General features: G+C 36.6%; 20 protein-coding genes. 9 read left to right on the top strand and 11 right to left on the bottom strand.

Translation table 11 applies throughout. The features are described 5' to 3' along the window. The first annotated feature begins 46 nt into the window (after nucleotides 1-46). Both PQG52_RS02595 and PQG52_RS02590 read left to right on the top strand, forming a co-directional pair. On the top strand, nucleotides 47-529 hold the full coding sequence (locus tag PQG52_RS02595) for a calponin homology domain-containing protein (protein WP_271827766.1): 483 nt from the start codon (nucleotides 47-49) through the stop codon (nucleotides 527-529). 110 nt (nucleotides 530-639) lie between these two features. Continuing rightward, the gene (locus PQG52_RS02590) at nucleotides 640-1557 is read left to right on the top strand and encodes a class I fructose-bisphosphate aldolase (RefSeq protein WP_271827765.1); all 918 of its coding nucleotides are present in this window, start codon (nucleotides 640-642) and stop codon (nucleotides 1555-1557) included. Nucleotides 1558-1623: 66 nt separating this feature from the next. Here the strand turns inward: PQG52_RS02590 and PQG52_RS02585 are convergent, their stop codons facing one another. From PQG52_RS02585 to PQG52_RS11440, 3 genes are all read right to left on the bottom strand, one after another. Then, nucleotides 1624-3666 carry a hypothetical protein gene (locus PQG52_RS02585; RefSeq protein ID WP_271827764.1) on the bottom strand — a complete coding sequence of 681 codons (2043 nt, stop codon included), beginning with the start codon at nucleotides 3664-3666 and terminating at the stop codon, nucleotides 1624-1626. Nucleotides 3667-3736: 70 nt separating this feature from the next. After that, complete coding sequence (locus tag PQG52_RS02580; protein ID WP_271827763.1) at nucleotides 3737-4723, bottom strand: glycosyltransferase family 2 protein; 987 nt, start codon at nucleotides 4721-4723, stop codon at nucleotides 3737-3739. After that, entirely contained in the window at nucleotides 4720-5046 is a 327-nt protein-coding gene (locus tag PQG52_RS11440) for a GtrA family protein (RefSeq protein WP_408869534.1), read from the bottom strand. The genes PQG52_RS02580 and PQG52_RS11440 overlap by 4 nt, the downstream gene beginning before the upstream one ends. 303 nt (nucleotides 5047-5349) lie before the next feature. On the opposite strand from PQG52_RS11440, the gene thiE reads away from it, so the two are divergent. Next, nucleotides 5350-5991, top strand: a complete 642-nt coding sequence (gene thiE, locus PQG52_RS02575) for a thiamine phosphate synthase (RefSeq protein ID WP_271827762.1) — start codon at nucleotides 5350-5352, stop codon at nucleotides 5989-5991. Between the two features lie 50 nt (nucleotides 5992-6041). Here thiE and PQG52_RS02570 read toward each other — a convergent pair whose 3' ends face one another. Together PQG52_RS02570 and epmA are read right to left on the bottom strand one after the other, a co-directional pair. Then, complete coding sequence (locus PQG52_RS02570; RefSeq protein ID WP_271827761.1) at nucleotides 6042-6776, bottom strand: fasciclin domain-containing protein; 735 nt, start codon at nucleotides 6774-6776, stop codon at nucleotides 6042-6044. A gap of 140 nt (nucleotides 6777-6916) precedes the next feature. Then, nucleotides 6917-7906, bottom strand: a complete 990-nt coding sequence (gene epmA / locus PQG52_RS02565; RefSeq protein WP_271827760.1) for an EF-P lysine aminoacylase EpmA — start codon at nucleotides 7904-7906, stop codon at nucleotides 6917-6919. A 111-nt stretch (nucleotides 7907-8017) separates the two neighbouring features. Here epmA and PQG52_RS02560 point away from each other — a divergent pair, with 111 nt between their 5' ends. The 4 genes from PQG52_RS02560 to PQG52_RS02545 all read left to right on the top strand — a co-directional run bounded on the left by PQG52_RS02560 (nucleotide 8018) and on the right by PQG52_RS02545 (nucleotide 11508). Then, nucleotides 8018-9037, top strand: a complete 1020-nt coding sequence (locus PQG52_RS02560) for a lysine-2,3-aminomutase-like protein (protein WP_271827759.1) — start codon at nucleotides 8018-8020, stop codon at nucleotides 9035-9037. Between the two features lie 86 nt (nucleotides 9038-9123). Further along, entirely contained in the window at nucleotides 9124-9690 is a 567-nt protein-coding gene (gene efp / locus PQG52_RS02555) for an elongation factor P (RefSeq protein ID WP_271789017.1), read from the top strand. A gap of 139 nt (nucleotides 9691-9829) precedes the next feature. Then, nucleotides 9830-10657: an inositol monophosphatase family protein gene (locus PQG52_RS02550; protein WP_271789527.1), complete on the top strand. Its 828-nt coding sequence runs from the start codon at nucleotides 9830-9832 to the stop codon at nucleotides 10655-10657. 62 nt (nucleotides 10658-10719) lie between these two features. After that, nucleotides 10720-11508, top strand: a complete 789-nt coding sequence (locus PQG52_RS02545; RefSeq protein ID WP_271800847.1) for an OmpA family protein — start codon at nucleotides 10720-10722, stop codon at nucleotides 11506-11508. A gap of 3 nt (nucleotides 11509-11511) precedes the next feature. On the opposite strand, the gene PQG52_RS02540 is transcribed toward PQG52_RS02545, so the two are convergent. The 3 genes from PQG52_RS02540 to PQG52_RS02530 form a co-directional block, all read right to left on the bottom strand. Next, entirely contained in the window at nucleotides 11512-12105 is a 594-nt protein-coding gene (locus PQG52_RS02540) for a DJ-1/PfpI family protein (protein ID WP_271827758.1), read from the bottom strand. A gap of 154 nt (nucleotides 12106-12259) precedes the next feature. Next, nucleotides 12260-12385, bottom strand: a complete 126-nt coding sequence (ykgO, locus tag PQG52_RS02535) for a type B 50S ribosomal protein L36 (protein ID WP_034336436.1) — start codon at nucleotides 12383-12385, stop codon at nucleotides 12260-12262. Nucleotides 12386-12465: 80 nt separating this feature from the next. After that, complete coding sequence (locus PQG52_RS02530) at nucleotides 12466-13383, bottom strand: hydrogen peroxide-inducible genes activator (RefSeq protein WP_271789020.1); 918 nt, start codon at nucleotides 13381-13383, stop codon at nucleotides 12466-12468. 122 nt (nucleotides 13384-13505) lie between these two features. Between PQG52_RS02530 and PQG52_RS02525 the strand changes: the two genes are divergently transcribed. Further along, nucleotides 13506-14054 (top strand): peroxiredoxin, encoded by a 549-nt coding sequence (locus PQG52_RS02525; protein ID WP_271789021.1) that lies wholly within the window; start codon nucleotides 13506-13508, stop codon nucleotides 14052-14054. A gap of 127 nt (nucleotides 14055-14181) precedes the next feature. After that, nucleotides 14182-14892, top strand: coding sequence for a type 1 glutamine amidotransferase (locus PQG52_RS02520; RefSeq protein WP_271800849.1), 711 nt, complete (start codon nucleotides 14182-14184; stop codon nucleotides 14890-14892). On the opposite strand, the gene glmM is transcribed toward PQG52_RS02520, so the two are convergent. The 3 genes from glmM to ftsH form a co-directional block, all read right to left on the bottom strand. After that, entirely contained in the window at nucleotides 14889-16250 is a 1362-nt protein-coding gene (gene glmM / locus PQG52_RS02515; RefSeq protein ID WP_271827757.1) for a phosphoglucosamine mutase, read from the bottom strand. The genes PQG52_RS02520 and glmM overlap by 4 nt on opposite strands. 49 nt (nucleotides 16251-16299) lie before the next feature. Further along, on the bottom strand, nucleotides 16300-17319 hold the full coding sequence (folP, locus tag PQG52_RS02510; protein WP_271827756.1) for a dihydropteroate synthase: 1020 nt from the start codon (nucleotides 17317-17319) through the stop codon (nucleotides 16300-16302). 106 nt (nucleotides 17320-17425) lie between these two features. Continuing rightward, on the bottom strand, nucleotides 17426-19393 hold the full coding sequence (gene ftsH / locus PQG52_RS02505; RefSeq protein WP_271827754.1) for an ATP-dependent zinc metalloprotease FtsH: 1968 nt from the start codon (nucleotides 19391-19393) through the stop codon (nucleotides 17426-17428). Between the last annotated feature and the right edge of the window lie 65 nt (nucleotides 19394-19458).

Here is a 19458-nt window from a genome sequence, read left to right as displayed (position 1 = left end):
GCCAATCTGATACACTCAGAATAACCATCGAAGACCTTTTGTAATAATGACAGAAAACCCTTATATTTTTGTACAAAAAAAAACATTCACAACAGCATTAAATCATTATTTAATACAAACAGAAATACCTTGCTTTGTTGTCAACCATCTTGCACATATCTACTTTATTGCAGAATTTATTAAAAAAACAAGTATAAATCCACGAAATACTTCTGAAAATAGTCCTTCTTTTAGTATCATATCCCCTCCTAATGCCGTCACTTATCTGGGTGTTCGTTGGTGGCTTGCTTTTATAAATACAGCATCAACCATTTTACCACGAAAAAACTTTGTTAATATTTTGGATTGTTACGATCATGCTGGATTAGCAATGGCTGCGATTAGAGAAGGTCAAAAATATATTTTATTCGAATCGGAATCACCACATTCCTCACTATTAAAAAATAGAGCCGAGCAAACGAATACAATATTCATTACGAATAAACCAAGCTCATTCAATTTGTTGACGTTAAGTTTCAAAAAAAAATAATTTGCGCGCATTAACGCTTGTTTATCGCTCACTATAATATGAATAGCAATTTTAAATCATTTATATTAGATTCTAAGCTATAAAATTAACTACTAATAGGTAAATTAAGCATGAAACTCACTCCTGAAGTGAAGCGTATTCTCGATAATTATGAAACAGATAGCGCTGCAACGAAAGCTAACCTTGCCCGTCTTTTAATGCACGGAAAACTTGGTGGTACAGGAAAATTACTGATCCTACCTGTTGATCAAGGTATGGAACATGGGCCTGCACGCTCTTTTGCGGCTAATCCCGCTGCTTATGATCCACATTATCATTATAAAATGGCTATTGATGCTGGTTTAAGTGCTTACGCAGCTCCATTAGGTGCATTGGAATGTGGTGCTGTTTCTTATGGTAATCAAATTCCTACTATTTTAAAGTTAAATAATGCCAATAGTTTAAGCGACATCAAAAACCAAGCAATCACAGGTTCTGTTCAAGAAGCTGCACGTTTAGGATGTATTGGTATTGGTTATACCATCTATCCAGGCAGTGATTATTGTTATGAACAAATGGATTTCTTACAAGAATTAATCAGAGAAGCCAAAGCAGCAGGATTGATCTCTGTTGTCTGGAGCTATCCTCGTGGTGGCCCATTCTTGGATAAAGCTGGTGAAACAGCTGTTGATATTTGCGCCTATGCTGCGCATATTGCTGCGCAAATGGGTGCACATATCATTAAAGTAAAACCCCCTTCAGACCATTTATGTTTACCTGCTGCTAAAAAGGTATATGAAGATCAAAAAATTGATATTTCTACGTTAGCAAAACGTGCGGAACATATTATGCAATCTTCATTTGCTGGTCGCCGTTTAGTGTTATTCTCTGGTGGTGAACAAACAAGCGAAACAAGCTTATTTGAAACATTTCAAGGTTTAAAAGATGGCGGCGCAAGCGGTGGTATCATCGGCAGGAATACTTTCCAACGTAAACGCGAAGATGCCTTAGCTATGTTGGATAAAATCATCAATATCTTTAAAGGTTAGTTTTCTCTAATTTTGGTATTTAAAAAAGGGAGTTAATGACTCCTTTTTTTGTTTAATGTTTCCTAATTATAAAGCAGAAATTGTTAAAAAATCACAGCCAGAATTTTTAATGTTTTCAATAGTCATTTTGGTTGAAATTTTTTGCCAAGGTTTCATGTCAACAATCACTTTTTCACCATAAGAAAGCGTGAGTTCTTTTGTTGGAGCCCTATCCCCTGAAATAATTATCTTGATTACATTACGTTGTGAACATCGCTTATTTTTCGACTGTATTTTAAGCTTGGGTATGTCTTTTAGTGACCATTCAACAACCGTAGGACTGTTATCACCAGGACGGGCAGAAATGGCAAAAGTAAAATTATTTATTGAGAAATTACCAGATTGATCGCCCTTTACAATATTGGCTGTCAGTATGGAATTTAATATGGTCAAATTATATATATTTTTCCATTGAGGATAATATTGATCATATTGAGCAAAAAAATCACTCACTTCGGAAGAGGTAAAGACTCTTTGTTTTTTGTAAATCCACGCCGTTGCATTATTATCCAACTTGTAACCATGACCAACCACTGTGTAGGCTTGTCCAATATTCGTATGATGAATAAGACTATTGACAGGAATAGTAATAACCCTTTGATTAACTTCACCTAGATGCGTTTGGGGTGGATCAACAACAAGAATATAATCTGTTATGAAAGAACTAATACTAATTTTATCACGAGTATCTACTTGAGAGGTCGAAATTATTTGATCATTTAACTGTCGATTAGATAATGTATTTAACATATCGTCATTTAAAACATAATTGGAACTCAATACTGTTATCGTCTTAGTAGAGCCAAGTAATTGTTCTATGTCTTTTGTTAAATTCAGATATGCTTGATAATGTTCAACTCTTAAGGGTAAATGCTTTAACGGCAATAATTTTTCTTGTAAGACGGTATATGTATGTTGGTCAAATAAAACTTTTTGATCAATATAGCCCAAACAAGTAATAATAACGATAATTAAAGTTGAGGAATAAAGCTGATTTGAAACCAGATTATTCAACCAAATTATGCCATAACAAGCAATGAATAACATCCATAATGCAAAAGGTAAATTATGTTGCTCTCCTGGCGTTTGTGTTCGGGTAAACAGAAAAAATGTAAATACTAAATTGAATATACAAAACAGAATAAAAGATTTTTGTTTTATATTTTTTGTTAATAAACCAATGCATGCTCCCAGAAACACCATAGGCAGCATATAATAACCACAACTGTTAAACAAAGAATTTATAGAAGAACTCAGTCCGCCTTGATAAGCGGCGTATAAATCAGCGTAATCTGTTTTGAAAATTCTTATAATTAAACCATTTTGAAAAGCCAAAGCAAACAGACAAGTGGACATTGCAGAAATCAAAAAATTTATATAAATCGTTTTGAATCTTTTCCAAATACATGATTTATCAAAATATAAAAAATAATTTAATAATGGCAATGAACAATACAAAGAAATTATTGTATATGCATACCAACGCCGTAATAAAAATGGGCTCCACAACAAAATGCCCAAAATTATCATTTTCTTTATTTGAATTCTATTACCAAGATCAAGTTTAAATTGGTATACAAGTGCTAATAAAACAAAGATTAATCCACAAATATCTGGATATCCAGCCAATGTTGGTATCCAAAATGCTGCAAACATTGCTGGCAATATAGTCGATATAGCTAGATTACTAAACTTTTTCTCATAATTTGTTATGAAGTGGAAGCATATATTAGCAAATAAAAAAATTACCGGCATAAAATATAAAGTTACTATGGATAAAATATAAGACATCCTAGAAGAAAAAGGAAGTCCGCTAAATATCGTTGGGATAACAATAGGTAGCACATTATAGTCATTGCTATTTATAGAAGCAAATATATGGCTAAATCCTTCTAAAGGGTTCTGTAGTATTTGTAATGTGGTATCTTGCCATAAACGCCAGTAACCGTTGTAATCCCAGTAATATACATTATGTTCAGAGCTAACATAATAAATTGTAAGACCAATAACAAATAAAATTAAAAATAATGTTAACATATAGTTGTATAGTAAAAACCGTCTTTTTTTCATCTATCTACTTTATACAAATTCAATAAAATTCTAATAATATTTATTATATTAAAACTTTATTTGATCACAATTAATCTTCTATTTGCTCATCAATAAAAAATTTCGGCCGGCACTTGGTTTCCATATAGATTTTACCAATATACTCCCCTATCACACCCAGCGAAAGTAATTGAACGCCACTGAGAAAAAAAATGGAAATAATTACCGAAGTCCACCCTTCGATTGCTTGGCCAGTAAATTTAGCAATAAGAATATAAATAATTGCTAAAAATGAAACAAAACATGTCAGAAAACCCAAAGCACAAATCAAACGTAGAGGGGTTACAGTCAAAGATGTAACACCCTCTATCGCTAAACCCAACATTTTTCTTAACGGGTATTTTGATTCGCCAGCAATACGTTCTTCTCGCGTATAAAAAACTTTGTCACTCTGAAAGCCGAGTAGTGGAATCAATCCTCTGATGTAAAGATTTTGTTCTTTAAATTCTAATAGAGCTTCCAAGGCTCTTTTACTTAGCAACCGATAATCAGCGTGATTTCCGATCTGGTTTACGCCCATTGCTGACATTGAGCTATAAAAAATATTTGCTGTCATTCGCTTAAAAAAACTGTCACTTGAACGATCGTTTCTGATACCATAAACAATATCATTGCCAAGCATATATCTATCGATCATTCGTTCAATGCATTTTATATCATCTTGCAAATCTGCATCAATACTTATGCAAACATCCGTTTCCACAACTGATAATCCTGCGATTAAAGCTATTTGATGTCCACGATTACGCGATAATTTCAATCCTTGAACATGAGCAGATTGATTTGCAGCTTCTATAATTTGTGACCACGTATTGTCTTTGCTACCATCATCTATGAATAAAATGTAACTATTTTGTTGTATTTTTTTTCTAGAAATTAAATCAACAATAATTTTTTTTAATGCATTAACACAGTGTATAAATACTTCTGCCTCATTGTAACAAGGCACTATAATGGTCAGAGTAGGAATAGTTTCTCTTATTTTGAAAGTTGTGTCCTGCGATATATAATGATTCATTTCATGACCCATAATTTATTCAAAATAAAACCAGTGATTGTATAAAACATCATACCACACAATTGTGCTAGATATGGTTTATACTCAGCAAGATACAACACATTGGAACAAACTAAGAAAAAACCCTTTACTGCGATCAAGTTAACCAAATAGGAAATGAAACAAACAATCAAGAATTTTAAAAGCTTTGTGAAACTTAGTGCTGCTGAAAATGTAAAAATTGAATTGAGAATAAAACTAAAAATGATACCCACAACATAGCCAGATGCATTTGCCACGTACAGACCTATACCATAATACGTCAAGGCAATAATCACAAACATAGTCAGCAAGGTATTCGCAAGACCAACAATAATATATTTACTTAAAACAACCCACATTTTATCAATTTCAAAATTACGTATAAAGCATTAATCGGTTAAATCACATTTTAAGTAAAGACAAAATACCCGATGTCAAAATACATTATTTATAAAACAATAAATATAATCTCAGTGATAAAACAAAAACACTTTTAGTATTCTTATTATACTTTTTTTGTTTTGCATTGCGCATATACTCTCCTATGGTCACTTATAAATCTTAATGTTATTCTGATCGTTAAATTCAACATATTGAGACGAACGATGAATGCTTGTGAACTTTATTTAATAACCCCTCCCACCTTGGATCCTATACAATTTAAACCATTACTTATCGAAGCATTGGAAGCTGGTCCAATTGCAGCCTTGCAACTGAGATTGAAAAATGTTTCAGATGATGAAATTCGTAAAGCAATCGATATATTACAACCTGTCGTTCAGGATAGGAATGTTGCATTCATTTTAAATGACCGTCCTGATTTAGCCAAAGAATATGGCTGCGACGGCGCCCATGTTGGTATGGATGATGCCCCGATCGAATTAGCAAGATCACAATTAGGAAATGATTTACAATTAGGTGTTTCTTGCTACGACAGCCGGGACATGGCTATGAAAGCTGGGGAAAAAGGGGCAGACTATATTGCTTTTGGTGCTTTTTTCCCAACAATATCCAAAGATACCGATGTCAGAGCACCCATTGAACTATTAAGTTGGTGGTCAGAGATGATGGAGCTACCTGTTGTTGCAATTGGTGGAATTACAGCAGAAAATTGCAAACCGCTTGTCAAAGCTGGTGCTGATTTCTTATCCGTCATTGGTGCAGTTTGGAGGCATCCTGATGGACCAGCAAAAGGTGTCCAAAACATGTTAAGAGCAATTATAGAGGCTGAAGAAGAAAAACAATAAGTTTCGATTCTGTGAATATCACTTTATTCACAGAATAATTTTATTTTTAATCATTTAACAAAATTTAATAGACCTTGGCTGACATACAAAGTGCCGTTTGCTTGGGGAATACCGTTGACCCAAATTTTATTGATCTGCCCAGCTTTATTTTTAGTGGCGAATTCACCTGTTTGAGGATCGAATACCACAATTAGTTTTTCATTATAAAATGTCGTTAACTCAACAGACCCGCCATTTTTTAAAGCTAGTTTTCTAAGTTTCTCTGGTGAGTAGTTCCCTAAAACAATAGTATAACCCATTAATTGTTTTAACAAATTTTCATTTTGAACATCCATTAATGAACCTTCTACAGCAAAGGTTGGATGTTCCATCGAATTATTTGGAACGGCAAAAACAGTATAAGGTCCTTGACGTTCAACCAAAGCAAGCAATCCTGTTTTGCTTAAGGCCTCTTTATAATCTGTTAGAACGATAGAAGCACGCAACGTTTGATCGATTGTCTCATCTGTATAGACGGGCATATCAGGCACTGGAAACTCTTTAGCGCCAGTGTAAGCAGGAATAAAATAAGATTGCGTATTCCCTTTAACAAAATAAGTATCTTTTTTTGCCGTATGACGACAATACCAAGAGGGTGCTCCCTGCCACTGACATTCGCGTTCATGTTCAGGCACACCGCCACATCCAGCCACAGCAAGCACGCCTACCATTCCTAACAGCGTTCCGATTATTGATTTTCTTTTATGAACAATAACAGCAAATTGTTGTGGTTTTAACTGCGACATAGTCTTTTATTCCCTTAAAGAACAGTTGAAATGAATTAAATCATTCTTGTATCTAGGTTTTATCTTTTCTTAACCATTTCGACAAGCTCTCTCATATTGTTTTTCATAAGATATTTGCCGATGAACAAATATCTTTTATTTTATATCCACAGAATATCCCGAATATTTTTGACACCTGTTGCTAACATCACCAATCGATCAAACCCCACCGCAATACCAGAGCAAGGTGGCATTTTCGACAAAGCACTTAAAAAATCCTCATCTATTTCCCATCGAGTAGCCTCAGGATACAATTCTGTTCGTTGTTGCCGATCGATAAGAAATCGTTGACGTTGCTCTACAGGATCGGTTAATTCTTCAAAAGCATTTGCCAACTCTAATCCGCCAGCATAAAGCTCAAAACGTAAAGCAACCCTTTTGTCGTTCGAATCTATTTTTGCCAAAGCGGCTTGTTTTACTGGCCAATGCGTTAAAAAGGTCGGGCGATCCCTTCCAATATTCGGTTCAATTTTTTCTAGTAACAATCGAAAAAATAAATCCTCCCACGTTTCCCCTAATCGTAATTGGCATCCTGCTGCATTTGCTAGTATTTGAGAGTCGTCAGGTAAAGATAAAATATCAACCCCAACATATTTTTGAAAAGCCTGCTGGACTGTTAATCGTTCAAACGGCACACCAAAACGGATTTGATGATTAGAATATTCTATTTGTCGAGGAAATAAGACTTTACACAATCTCTCTGTTTCATCCATTAATTCAACCATTGAACAATGAGGATGATACCACTCCAACATTGTAAATTCAGGCGAGTGAGATGATCCGCCTTCTTTATTCCTCCAAACCCTTGCTAATTGATAAATAGGTTGATGCAACTCTGCAACAATCCGTTTCATGGCAAATTCGGGGCTCGTATGTAGAAACAGCTCTCTTTTTTCCCCTTGAGGCGTTTCATACATTGAACTAAAGGGTTCTAGATGTAATTCTTCTCCTGGTGCAGAAACTAGATAAGGAGTTTCAACTTCTAAATAATTACGAGCATCAAAAAAACTTCTGATTGCCTTTATCATTAATTGCCGTCGTTTCAACAATGGCAAACGATCAAATAGAGAGGCGCGATCTAATCTATTCACTAAAGAGTCCTCGTATTTCTCTTAATTTGCTTTACATCCTTCTATTAAAGATGCGATTTTTCTGTTTTTACAAACTTGTATCTTTAATCTACATAAAAGCCTTATTCCTTTATGACCTCAAAAACACTTCGCACTGTTCATGATCTTTTAGAAAATAATCTTATTTCTGAACAAGATTTGACACAGTTAAACGAATTATCAAAAATCTATACAATTGCTGTGTCCTCGGAAATGGTTGATTTAATTGCATCTCCTGAGGGTCCAATTGGATTGCAATATGTCCCACATCCTGATGAGCTGATAACACATCCAGATGAACTGAACGATCCCATTGGAGATGAAGCACTCTCCCCTATTCCAGGCATTGTCCATCGTTATGAAGATCGCGTTTTGTTAAAACCGTTACTTATATGTCCCGTTTACTGTCGCTTTTGTTTCCGAAGGGAACAAATAGGACCTGAAAATGGGTTATTAACCGATCTTCAACTTGAAAACGCACTACACTGGATTGAGAACCACCAGCAAATAAAAGAGGTTATCTTATCAGGTGGGGATCCTTTTGTCTTATCTCCTCGTCGTATGCGTTTTATTATACAACAACTTGAGCAAATACCTCATGTTACAACAATTCGTATTCATACGCGTGTTCCGTTTTCTGCACCCAGTCAACTTACCAAAGAATTTATTGATAGTTTAGAAACAGATAAAGCCTTATGGGTTGTTGTACACGCCAATCATCCCAATGAATTTACACCTGCAGCTCGTCAAGCAGTTAAAAATTTAGTTAAAAATGGCATTCCTTTATTAAGCCAATCCGTTTTATTAAAAAATATTAACGACAATGTTGCAACACTTGAATCCTTACTGCGTCATTTTGTTGAATGGCGTATCAAACCTTATTATTTACACCAACTTGACAAAGCCCCAGGTACAGCACGCTTTTATGTTCCTATCGATGAAGGAAGGCAGCTGCTTAGTGCTCTACGCGGACGGGTAACTGGACTGGCATGGCCAACTTATATCCTCGATATTCCAGGAGGATATGGCAAAGTACCCATTGGACCTGATTACTTTAATCCACAAACTCCTAATTATGTGCTTGACCCCAATAAGAAAATACATCAAATTTAAAAGATGAGAGATGTGAATAACTTGCCTTTTTCGAGTTTACAGATTATACATCTTCCTTTTACTCGTTTATTTTTTAGAGAGAACTAATGAAACAACAGGCAAACCAAATTCGTGCGGGCCAAGTTATTGAACATGAAGGTCGTCGCTGGTCTGTCCTTAAACAACAAATTATCACGCCAGGCAAAGGTGGCGCATTTATCCAAGTGGAAATGCGCGATCTAAAAACAGGAAATAAAACCAACGAACGTTGGCGTACTGCTGATACCGTAGAGCGTCTGATGGCCGAAGATAAAGAATTTACGTATTCTTATGAAGATGGCGATAATATCGTGTTAATGGATCCAGAAACTTATGATCAATTTTTGCTTCATAAAGATATTTTTGGGGATCTATTACCTTTCTTACAAGATAATATGAAAGTAATCGTAAGATTAATTGAAGGGGATCCAGTTTCTGTTGAGCTTCCTGCACAAGTTACTTTGGAAGTAGTCGAGGCAGAACCTGTTGTCAAAGGACAAACAGCAAGCTCTTCATATAAACCAGCGATGTTATCTAATGGCGTTAAAACAATGGTTCCCCCATTCGTTGAAGCCGGTGAAAAAATTGTTGTTAAAACCGAAGATGGCAGCTACGTTGAAAGAGCTAAATCCTAGATTTTACATAAGGTTTATCCCTTATTCTACATAAAAAAGATGTCTGTTTACACATATCCAAACAGACATCTTTTGATGTTTTGTTAATTATTTACTACCAAGCCCTTTCTTTATAATATTCAGGAACTTGCTTATGGCTATGCGACTTTCTCCTCATATGATGGTAATGCAAAACGCTGCACAAAAAGCTGCACGCGGTTTATTGCGAGATTTTAACGAAGTGGAAATGCTTCAAGTCAGTGTTAAAGGACCAGGAGATTTCGTGTCTCAAGCAGATTTGCGAGCCGAATCCACGATTCGCACAGAGCTTGAAAAAGCGCGCCCTGGATATGCTTTTTTGATGGAAGAAAGTGGATATTCCGGCAGTGATAATTGGAGCTGGCGTTGGATCGTTGATCCATTAGATGGCACGACCAATTTTTTACATGGCATCCCACACTGGGCAATTTCAATTGCTTTACAAAAACGTAATGACAATGGCGATATCGAAATTGTGTCTGGTCTTGTATACAACCCCGTTGCGAATGAAATGTTCTGGGCTGAAAAAGGGATTGGCGCATTTCTAAATGAACGCCGCCTACGTGTATCTGCAAGAAGGGATATGTACCAAGCCGTGTTTGCAACGGGCATTCCTTTTGCAATTTCTACTGAAGAAAAAAGAAAAGGGTTTGTACAAACTGTAAGCTCATTAATGCCTCAAATAGCTGGGTTACGGCGTTTTGGCGCTGCTGCTTTGGATTTGGCATGGGTGGCCGCTGGCCGATATGAAGGTTTCTGGGAGCTTGGGTTAAAGCCATGGGATGTTGCTGCAGGATTGATTTTAGTCAGAGAAGCTGGTGGGCATGTCTCTGATATACAAGGAAATCCTTTGAATGATATTGGTATGTCTGTAGATACTGTTGCTGCCAATGCCGCATTATTTTCTACAATCAGAGAAATTATCTCGGATAATACTCCAAACAAATAATGAATTAATATATTATTCTTAAGTGCGTTTATTTTAAAGAAAGTTGATTGTTAGGCTATATTATGAATTTTCCTTTATTTCCTCTATCTCCTTTTTCTCTTCTAAAAAAAAGAAATCAACTTTTTTTAACCTCTGCTTTTGCTAGTTTAGTTCTATTATCCACACCCAATGCTATTGCCCAAGTAAGTGTCAATCACTCTGCTTTGAGCAACTTGGGAGACGGTCATAAAACTAAAAATAAAGAAGCAAAAAAAACCAATAAGCATTCTGATAAGAAAAAACATCAAAAAGAAAAAAATACAAAAAAAACTACAACACCAGTAGAAACAAAGCCACCAGCAAGCGTAAAACCTGCTGTGTCAGCAACAATCCCCCCTGCACCACCTCCTGTGCCTGTATTTAAAGATGCAAATATTGTCGTGCCATTACATCCCCCTGCACCACCAGAGATGCCTAAAGTTATCAAAGAGGTCAAAGGAGAAGTACGTGCTACGTCAAAACATACATTACTTATTTTTGATCAAAATAGTGTAGATTTAAACGAATCCATGATGAAAGCCATTATGGACTATGCCAATATGTTAAAACAACATCCTGAATCTACAGTTTATTTGAATGCCTATAGCCATGGCAATGCCGATGATTTATCAACACCTCGTCGTATGGCATTAAATCGTGGGTTAGCTATTCGCGCTGTTTTGATTAACCAGGGTATTCCCTCAACACGTATATATTTACTCGCCAAAGGAATACCCGAAGCGCAAGATAAAGACCTTAGTGCAGATCATGTAGAAATGATTCGATCTGACTTGGCAAACAAACCTGAAAAGCCTGCTCAGCACCGTCAATAAACGTCACATTGGTTCAGCAAAAGGGTCATTGTAACTTTGATTATTCCATACATACTCCATTGAATCAGCAATCAATCTCGAACGTTCTTGACCATATAAATCTGCAACGAATCCTAAAGCCATATCTGTACCAGCTGATATGCCTGATGAAGTATAAAAACAACCATCAATACACCAACGTGCATGATACTGCCAATTGACTTGGGGATTAACCGACGTCACCCAAGACCATGCTTTTTTGTTTGAAGTTGCTGTTTTACCTTCTAATAATCCCGTTTTGGCAACCAGTGCTGATCCTGTACATACCGTTAAGCAATAAGATGCTTGTGGAATAATATGTGTTAGCGCCTTGGTGAACCCAACGTCATTAACCAAAGATCGTGTCCCTATCCCTCCTGGGATAAATATGATCGAATCTGAAAATATTGTTAATGGCATTACTTCAGTCATAATGGGTACGTGATGAGAGCTATACACTAATCCATCTACTAATGAGCAATAATGTAAAGTGAATTCGCTAACCTCCCCAAAAACATCTACGGGACCAAAAACGTCCAGCGTGCGGAAATTATCAAATAACAATATATAAATATTCATTCATATATCCCCCACAAAATAAATATCAATATTATGATTAAAGACATATAAATGCAAAAAAAGGCTTCTATTTATAAAAATAGAAACCTTTTTAAACTCATATTCATAAAAGATCATCCTCGTAAAAGGATGTTCTATAAGTAAATAAATAAGATTAACCTTGACGTGCTTTCATACGTGGATTTTTCTTATTAATAACATATACTCTTCCATGACGACGAACGATACGGCAGTCTTTGTCACGCAATTTAGCCGAACGTAAGCTGTTTCTAATTTTCATAATTTCAATTCCACCCAAGGCAATAAATTCGAAAGTTAGCTCTTATATAAAGAAAAATAAGAAAAAGTCAAATCCTAAGACTATATTTTTAAATTTTGGAATACTTTTTCGAATTGTTTGAACTCGCTTGCTCTTAAAGAATTACGTCGCCAAGCCAAACCAATCGTTCTGCATGTTGGATTTCCATCTAAAGGACGAACTACAATATCAGAACGATCGCCAATTTCACTTTCAATTGCCATTTTGGGTATGAAAGCTACACCTAATCCAATTCCAACCATATTAATAATTGTTTTAAGCGAAGAAGCCGTAAAATCATTATGAGAATCTGAAACGGTTTTAAAATTTTGCCCTTGTCTACACATATCCAAAGTTTGATCCTTCAAACAATGACCATCTTGTAAAGAAATAATCTCTTTAGCTTCAATTTGATCTAAGCGAATACGATCAAATTGTTCCAATGGGTGATCTTTAGGCATAATAATAAAAAAATCGTCCTTAAACAAAAAGAAAGTTTCCGCGCCGCTACAATCACATGGCATCGCAATCACCAATAAATCCAAATGACCGATGGCAAGTTTTTCCATTAAATTTTCTGTCAAATCTTCGTGAAGGCTTAACGTTAATTTAGGATAATTGTGTCTTATATTCCGAATAACATCAGGAAGTATATAAGGGGCTACTGTGGGGATAATTCCAAGTCTTAACGATGATGAAAAAGGTTCTTGCACGAAATGAATAACATCTCGAACTGATTCTAGCCCTTGTAACGCAACCTTTGCTTGAATGATAACCTCTTCACCTATTGGCGTGAAGACTACCCGCTTTCCAGCTGTTCTGTCTAAAATAGCGACATCAAATTGACGTTCTAAATTTAATATACCCGCAGACAAAGTCGATTGAGTAACAGAGCAAACATTTGCAGCTCTGCCAAAGTGTCTTTGCTCAGAAAGAGCGATCAAATAACGCAGCTGTTGTGGTGAAGGAAGAATGTCCATCGATTTTTTCAATCATTTATTACAAAAGAATTCATTTGAATATTTAATCATACATACCCATAAATAGATATAGAGTATAGAGCAATCTATTCCTGTTTTTTATTTTTTATATGGAGATAATCATGTTAACAGTTGGCGATCAATTCCCATCATTTAGCTTAGATGCTGTTGCTGCTGGACAAGCAGGCTTGGATCAAGGTGCAGAAGGCAAATTCCAAACCATCTCTAACAAAGATGATAGCGGAAAATGGAAACTATTCTTTTTCTGGCCAATGGACTTTACGTTTATTTGCCCAACAGAAATCGTTGCCTTTAGCGATCTACAAAAAGAATTTGCTGAACGTAATACTGCTGTTTATGGTCTTTCAATTGATTCTGCTTTCGTTCATTTAAATTGGCGTTTACACAACGACCAGTTGAGAAACTTAGAAATTCCAATGCTAGCAGATAATAAACGTGAGCTTTCTTCAGCACTTGGTGTATTGCACTATGCTGCAGGCGTAAACCTACGCGCAACATTCATTGTTGATCCTACAGGCGTTATCCGCCATGTCAGTGCAAATGATTTATCAGTTGGCCGTAATCCAGCAGAATTCATTCGTATTCTTGATGCATTACAAGACGGTGGTCTGTGCCCATGTAGCTGGAAAAAAGGTGAAGCAACTCTATAATTTTACATAAAAAATTATAGATAAACCTTGTCATAAGGCCCTTATTATGCAATAGGGGCTTTATTTGTTTAATGTTTGCACTATATACTATAAACAATAGTAAAATTTGTATTTGGAATGGTCTAAAATGAGAGCTATTATTTTACAGCATGCGATTTTCGAAGGCCCTGGGTATATTTTATCATGGCTACATGAGCAAGGCATTGCATCAGATATCTGCTTCTTGTATAAACCCGATTCCCCTCTTCCGAATATTGAATCTGCCAACCTATTAATTATTTTAGGTGGCCCAATGAGCATATATGATGAAGAGCAATATCCTTGGCTTAAAAAAGAAAAAGAACTCATTAGACAAGCAATTGAAAATAACATTCCAACATTGGGTATATGTTTCGGTGCACAATTAATTGCCGATATTTTTGGAGCAAAAGTACGTTCTGCTCCTCATAAAGCTATTGGTTGGTATCCTATAAAAGCGGAATCAACCTCTAAAAGAAACTGTTTTCATTTCCCAGACCATTTTACAAGTTTATTTTGGCATAAAGACGAATTTGAGCTGCCTGAAAATGCAACATTACTTGCATCCAGCTCAATATGCGAAAATCAAGCATTTCAAATTAAAAATCATGTTATTGGGCTGCAATTTCATGCACAAACAACACCTTATCATTTGCAAAGCATGATTAATAACTCATCCTTAGACTTAACAAATGATCGTTATATTCAACCTTCTCAGCAACTCTTATCCGCACCAGCCAGTTTCTTTGTGCAAAGTAACCAGCTGATAAACAATGTAATTTCCTATTTATTATTAAAATCAAAAAGAAAACAAAGCTAGCAATCTTTGACATTCTGAATAACATCACATAAATGGGTTAATATTCGATCAACACTGGCATAATCCTCTGCCTCTGCCATAACGCGTATCAGAGGTTCAGTGCCGCTTTTTCTTAGAATAATACGACCATCTTTACCTAATTGCTCTTCAGCCTCTCTTAATGCGTTTTGTACATTTTCATGGGTCAGAGGATCGCTTCCTTGAAAACGTATATTTCTTAATTCTTGCGGGAATGGAGAGAATTTATTACAAACGACGCTCGCTTTTTCTTTTCTTTCGACCAAAACAGCTAGCACTTGTAACGCAGCAATTAAACCGTCTCCTGTCGTTGAAAAATTGGACAAAATCATATGCCCAGATTGCTCTCCACCAATGATACACCCAAGCTCACGCATTTTTTCAACAACATAGCGATCTCCAACTTGTGTTCTTAATAATTCGATATTTTGGGATTTAAAAAAACGTTCTAATCCCATATTTGACATAATCGTTGCAACAACATTTTTATTGGGCATATATCCTTTCTCAACCCAAGAAGATGCAATCACAGCGAGAATTTGATCACCATCAAGAACTTTTCCAGTTTCATCAACCAGTAACATTCGATCTGCATCACCATCAAGGGCAATGCCAATATCTGCTTGATGTTCAATAACAGCTTGGCATAATGCCTCTGGATGAGTAGAGCCACAATTTTTATTAATATTAAATCCATTGGGTTTGCATCCTAACGAAATAACTTCTGCTCCTAACTCCCATAATGCTGCCGGGGCAACTTTATAAGCTGCGCCATTCGCACAATCAATGACAATTTTTAATCCATTGAGACGATATTGCCTTGGAAAAGAAGCCTTTGCATGTTCAATATAACGTCCAGCAGCATCATCTAAGCGAACAGCTCGCCCTATATGTTCAGGGCTAGCAAGACGATGAGAGAGGTCAGATTGTATTAATCGCTCAATTTCAATTTCTTGAGCATCAGAGAGTTTAAACCCATCACGATCAAAAATCTTGATACCATTATCATAATATGGATTATGCGACGCAGAAATCATAACCCCTAAATCAGCACGCAACGACCGTGTCAGCATTGCAATCGCTGGTGTGGGCATCGGCCCTACCACGATCACATCCATCCCCGCGGATAGAAACCCTGCAATCAGTGCACTTTCAATCATATAGCCTGACAAACGTGTATCTTTGCCAATCAAGACTTGATGTCGCCTTTGATCTCCTTCGTCCATAAATAACAAACCAACCGCCTGTCCCAGCTTTTGCGCGACCTCAACAGTCATTGGATTACTATTTGCCGTACCACGAATTCCATCAGTGCCAAAAAAAACTCTTTGATTACTCATCTGTCTTTCCAAGGTTGTTTGTTTTACAATAGCCTGCTCTTTTTAAACCTTAATGTAAAGCTTGCCATAGTTTGATTGATTGTACTATTGCAGGCACATTATGCACCCGAATTATCCCATTGCCAACCATCATAAATGGCAATGAGGCAACCATTGTTCCCCAATCATAATGTTCGCAAATAAAATTATTCATAACTTCTTTAATAAAACGTTTTCTAGATACCGCCAATAATAAACGACATCCTAAATTTGCTAAAACTGAAAAATGCTTTATTAATAATAAATTATGCTGTTTATTTTTTGCAAACCCGATACCTGGATCGATGATAATTTGATCACGGGAGATTCCTGCTTGCTCTGCTTTTTGAATCTTAATGGTTAACTCGGATAAAACATCATACAAAACATTCCCATATCTTGTACAATTTCCCATTGTCTGAGGTGTTCCACGCATATGCATTAAAATAACAGGGCATTTTGCTTGAGCAATAATCTTTGCACTCTCAGGATCATCAAGTGCCGAAATATCATTGATAATATCAGCACCAGCTTCTAAAGCTACGCGCATCGTTTGTGCATGGCGTGTATCCACTGAAATTAAAGCACCACACCCTCGCAACTGTTTAATAACAGGCACAATACGCTCACATTCTTCTTGTGGTGTGATTGGAATAGATCCTGGTCTTGTGCTTTCACCGCCAATATCAATAATTGCAGCCCCATCCGTGACCATCTGATGGCCTGCACGAATAGCATCATTTAACTGAAAGTGCTTACCACCATCACTAAAACTATCTGGTGTGATATTTAATATTCCCATCACTAACGGACCAGAAGGTAAATGTGCCATAGGCAGCGGAGACGATAATTGATTTAATTTTTCCTGCCATATTACTGGAAATAAATCTTTCGACAAAGGAAAACACTCTTTACGATAACTTACTTGCTTCACCATTGAAAACGCTAGTCTTTGCTGACCTAAAAATGGATAAGCGTTCTTATTTTGTATCGCTTGCTCAGCAACGTCGTCATATAAGAATGCCATTGGCTCTAAAAATATATCTTGCATTCTTTATTTACTATAAAGAAATTGCTGGTTCGCCAAGCCTATATATAAAAAAAGTGAAAGAAAAAAACTTCTTTCACTTTAAAATTTTTCTTATTTGTTGAATGGACTACGCAGTTGGGTCTGTTTTATCTTCTGATTTATCCAGATTTAAAGATGTCGTTTTACTCTCATTTTCGACCCGTTTATTTTCAGACAAGATTTCTGTTGCCTCAGGAGTTACAATCTCAGGAACAGATGAACGAAGATTTTTCATCGTATCATCTGTGAAACTACCCTCGATCTTTTCACCACGTAAAACACGTTGAATCTCATCAGCGTTTAATGTCTCATATTCTAACAATCCTTCAGCTAACCTTTCCCACTTTTCTCTGTGTTCAGTTAGCAAATTCATTGCCCGAGTGTATGCTTCATCAATTAATTGTTTGACTTCAATCTCGATCTCACGAATGGTAGACCCTGATTTGCTTGGTTTTTGCCAATAACCTTGCTCACCATCACCATAATTAACCATACCGAGCTTCTCACTCATTCCCCACTCAGTCACCATGTTATGAGCAAGGTTGGTTGCCATTTGAATGTCGCCAGATGCACCACTAGTGATATTTTCAGGGCCAAAGGCTAATTCTTCACCACAACGACCACCCATAGCCAAGACAAGTCGGGCTTTACATCTCAATTTGGTTTCAGAATAACGATCCCCTTCAGGTAAGCTCATCACCATCCCCAACGCGCGTCCACGAGGAATAATGGTGGCTTTGTGCACAGGATCACATCCAGGAATTAAAAGCGCACAAAGTGCATGGCCTGCTTCATGATAAGCCGTATTTCTCTTCTCTTCATCGCTCATCACTAACGAGCGACGTTCTGCACCCATCATGACTTTGTCTTTGGCATTTTCAAACTCGAGCATCGAAACTGTACGACGATTCAAACGTGCTGCTAACAAGGCTGCTTCATTGACCAAATTGGCAAGATCTGCGCCAGAAAATCCTGGGGTACCTCTGGCAATAACTTTCGGATCAACGTCACTGGTTACAGGCACTTTACGCATATGCACACGCAAAATCTTTTCACGTCCAGCCACATCAGGATTAGGAACAACGACCTGACGATCAAAACGTCCCGGACGCAGTAATGCAGGATCGAGAACATCAGGGCGGTTTGTTGCAGCAATCAGAATAACGCTTTCACTGCTATCAAATCCATCCATCTCAACTAACATTTGGTTTAAAGTTTGCTCACGTTCATCATTGCCACCACCCATACCAACGCCACGATGACGACCTACAGCATCAATTTCGTCGATAAAGATAATACAAGGAGCTGATTTCTTGCCCTGCTCGAACATATCACGAACACGGGAAGCACCTACACCAACAAACATTTCAACAAAATCTGAACCTGAAATGGTAAAAAATGGAACATTTGCTTCACCAGCAATCGCACGAGCTAGCAATGTTTTACCCGTTCCAGGAGGTCCAACTAATAAAACCCCTTTAGGAATTTTACCGCCCAACCGTTGGAATTTTTGAGAATCTCTTAAATATTCAACAATTTCTTCTAACTCGGCTTTAGCTTCGTCAATCCCTGCAACATCTGCAAACGTGACACGACCTTGTTTCTCAGTCAACATCTTAGCTTTGGATTTCCCAAAACCCATTGCTTTTCCACCTGCACCTTGCATATTGCGCATAAGCAAAATAAATAGCCCAATAATCAACAATGTCGGAAGCAAATTAATAATCAAACGCCAAAATAAATTGGGTTGGTTATCCAAAGGTTTTGCCTCAATAGAAACATCTTTGCTTGATAGTTTTACAAGCAAATCATTCGTTGATGGGGGCAAATATGTAGTAAAAGTTTTATCATCCTTATACTTACCGCTTAAATTACGGTCTTGAATAACGACAGACTTTACTTTTCCTTGATCGATATTACTGATGAACTGTGAATAATTAATTTGTTCTCCAGTAGATTGCCCTGTATCTGGACGGAAAAATCCAGCAGCTAGCATGACCATCACGATCACAACAACCCATAAACTTAAATTACGGCCAAAATTCTTTTTGTTCATACTATTTTATATTTCCATGTTCAAAACAAACACGTCTTGTTTTACAGATCCCTTAAACAAAATGA

This window comes from Commensalibacter communis (assembly GCF_947179105.1).
Lineage (GTDB): Bacteria > Pseudomonadota > Alphaproteobacteria > Acetobacterales > Acetobacteraceae > Commensalibacter > Commensalibacter communis.
The sequence above is the reverse complement of the archived record's forward strand: the minus strand, read 5'-3'. Positions and strand labels throughout refer to the sequence as shown.

Coding starts and splice junctions, on each gene's coding strand:
- PQG52_RS02595 (WP_271827766.1), top strand. CDS start 47: ATGACAGAAAACCCTTATATTTTTGTACAAAAAAAAACATTCACAACA.
- PQG52_RS02590 (WP_271827765.1), top strand. CDS start 640: ATGAAACTCACTCCTGAAGTGAAGCGTATTCTCGATAATTATGAAACA.
- PQG52_RS02585 (WP_271827764.1), bottom strand. CDS start 3,666: ATGAAAAAAAGACGGTTTTTACTATACAACTATATGTTAACATTATTT.
- PQG52_RS02580 (WP_271827763.1), bottom strand. CDS start 4,723: ATGAATCATTATATATCGCAGGACACAACTTTCAAAATAAGAGAAACT.
- PQG52_RS11440 (WP_408869534.1), bottom strand. CDS start 5,046: ATGTTTGTGATTATTGCCTTGACGTATTATGGTATAGGTCTGTACGTG.
- thiE (WP_271827762.1), top strand. CDS start 5,350: ATGAATGCTTGTGAACTTTATTTAATAACCCCTCCCACCTTGGATCCT.
- PQG52_RS02570 (WP_271827761.1), bottom strand. CDS start 6,776: ATGTCGCAGTTAAAACCACAACAATTTGCTGTTATTGTTCATAAAAGA.
- PQG52_RS02560 (WP_271827759.1), top strand. CDS start 8,018: ATGACCTCAAAAACACTTCGCACTGTTCATGATCTTTTAGAAAATAAT.
- efp (WP_271789017.1), top strand. CDS start 9,124: ATGAAACAACAGGCAAACCAAATTCGTGCGGGCCAAGTTATTGAACAT.
- PQG52_RS02550 (WP_271789527.1), top strand. CDS start 9,830: ATGCGACTTTCTCCTCATATGATGGTAATGCAAAACGCTGCACAAAAA.
- PQG52_RS02545 (WP_271800847.1), top strand. CDS start 10,720: ATGAATTTTCCTTTATTTCCTCTATCTCCTTTTTCTCTTCTAAAAAAA.
- PQG52_RS02540 (WP_271827758.1), bottom strand. CDS start 12,105: ATGAATATTTATATATTGTTATTTGATAATTTCCGCACGCTGGACGTT.
- ykgO (WP_034336436.1), bottom strand. CDS start 12,385: ATGAAAATTAGAAACAGCTTACGTTCGGCTAAATTGCGTGACAAAGAC.
- PQG52_RS02530 (WP_271789020.1), bottom strand. CDS start 13,383: ATGGACATTCTTCCTTCACCACAACAGCTGCGTTATTTGATCGCTCTT.
- PQG52_RS02525 (WP_271789021.1), top strand. CDS start 13,506: ATGTTAACAGTTGGCGATCAATTCCCATCATTTAGCTTAGATGCTGTT.
- PQG52_RS02520 (WP_271800849.1), top strand. CDS start 14,182: ATGAGAGCTATTATTTTACAGCATGCGATTTTCGAAGGCCCTGGGTAT.
- glmM (WP_271827757.1), bottom strand. CDS start 16,250: ATGAGTAATCAAAGAGTTTTTTTTGGCACTGATGGAATTCGTGGTACG.
- folP (WP_271827756.1), bottom strand. CDS start 17,319: ATGCAAGATATATTTTTAGAGCCAATGGCATTCTTATATGACGACGTT.
- ftsH (WP_271827754.1), bottom strand. CDS start 19,393: ATGAACAAAAAGAATTTTGGCCGTAATTTAAGTTTATGGGTTGTTGTG.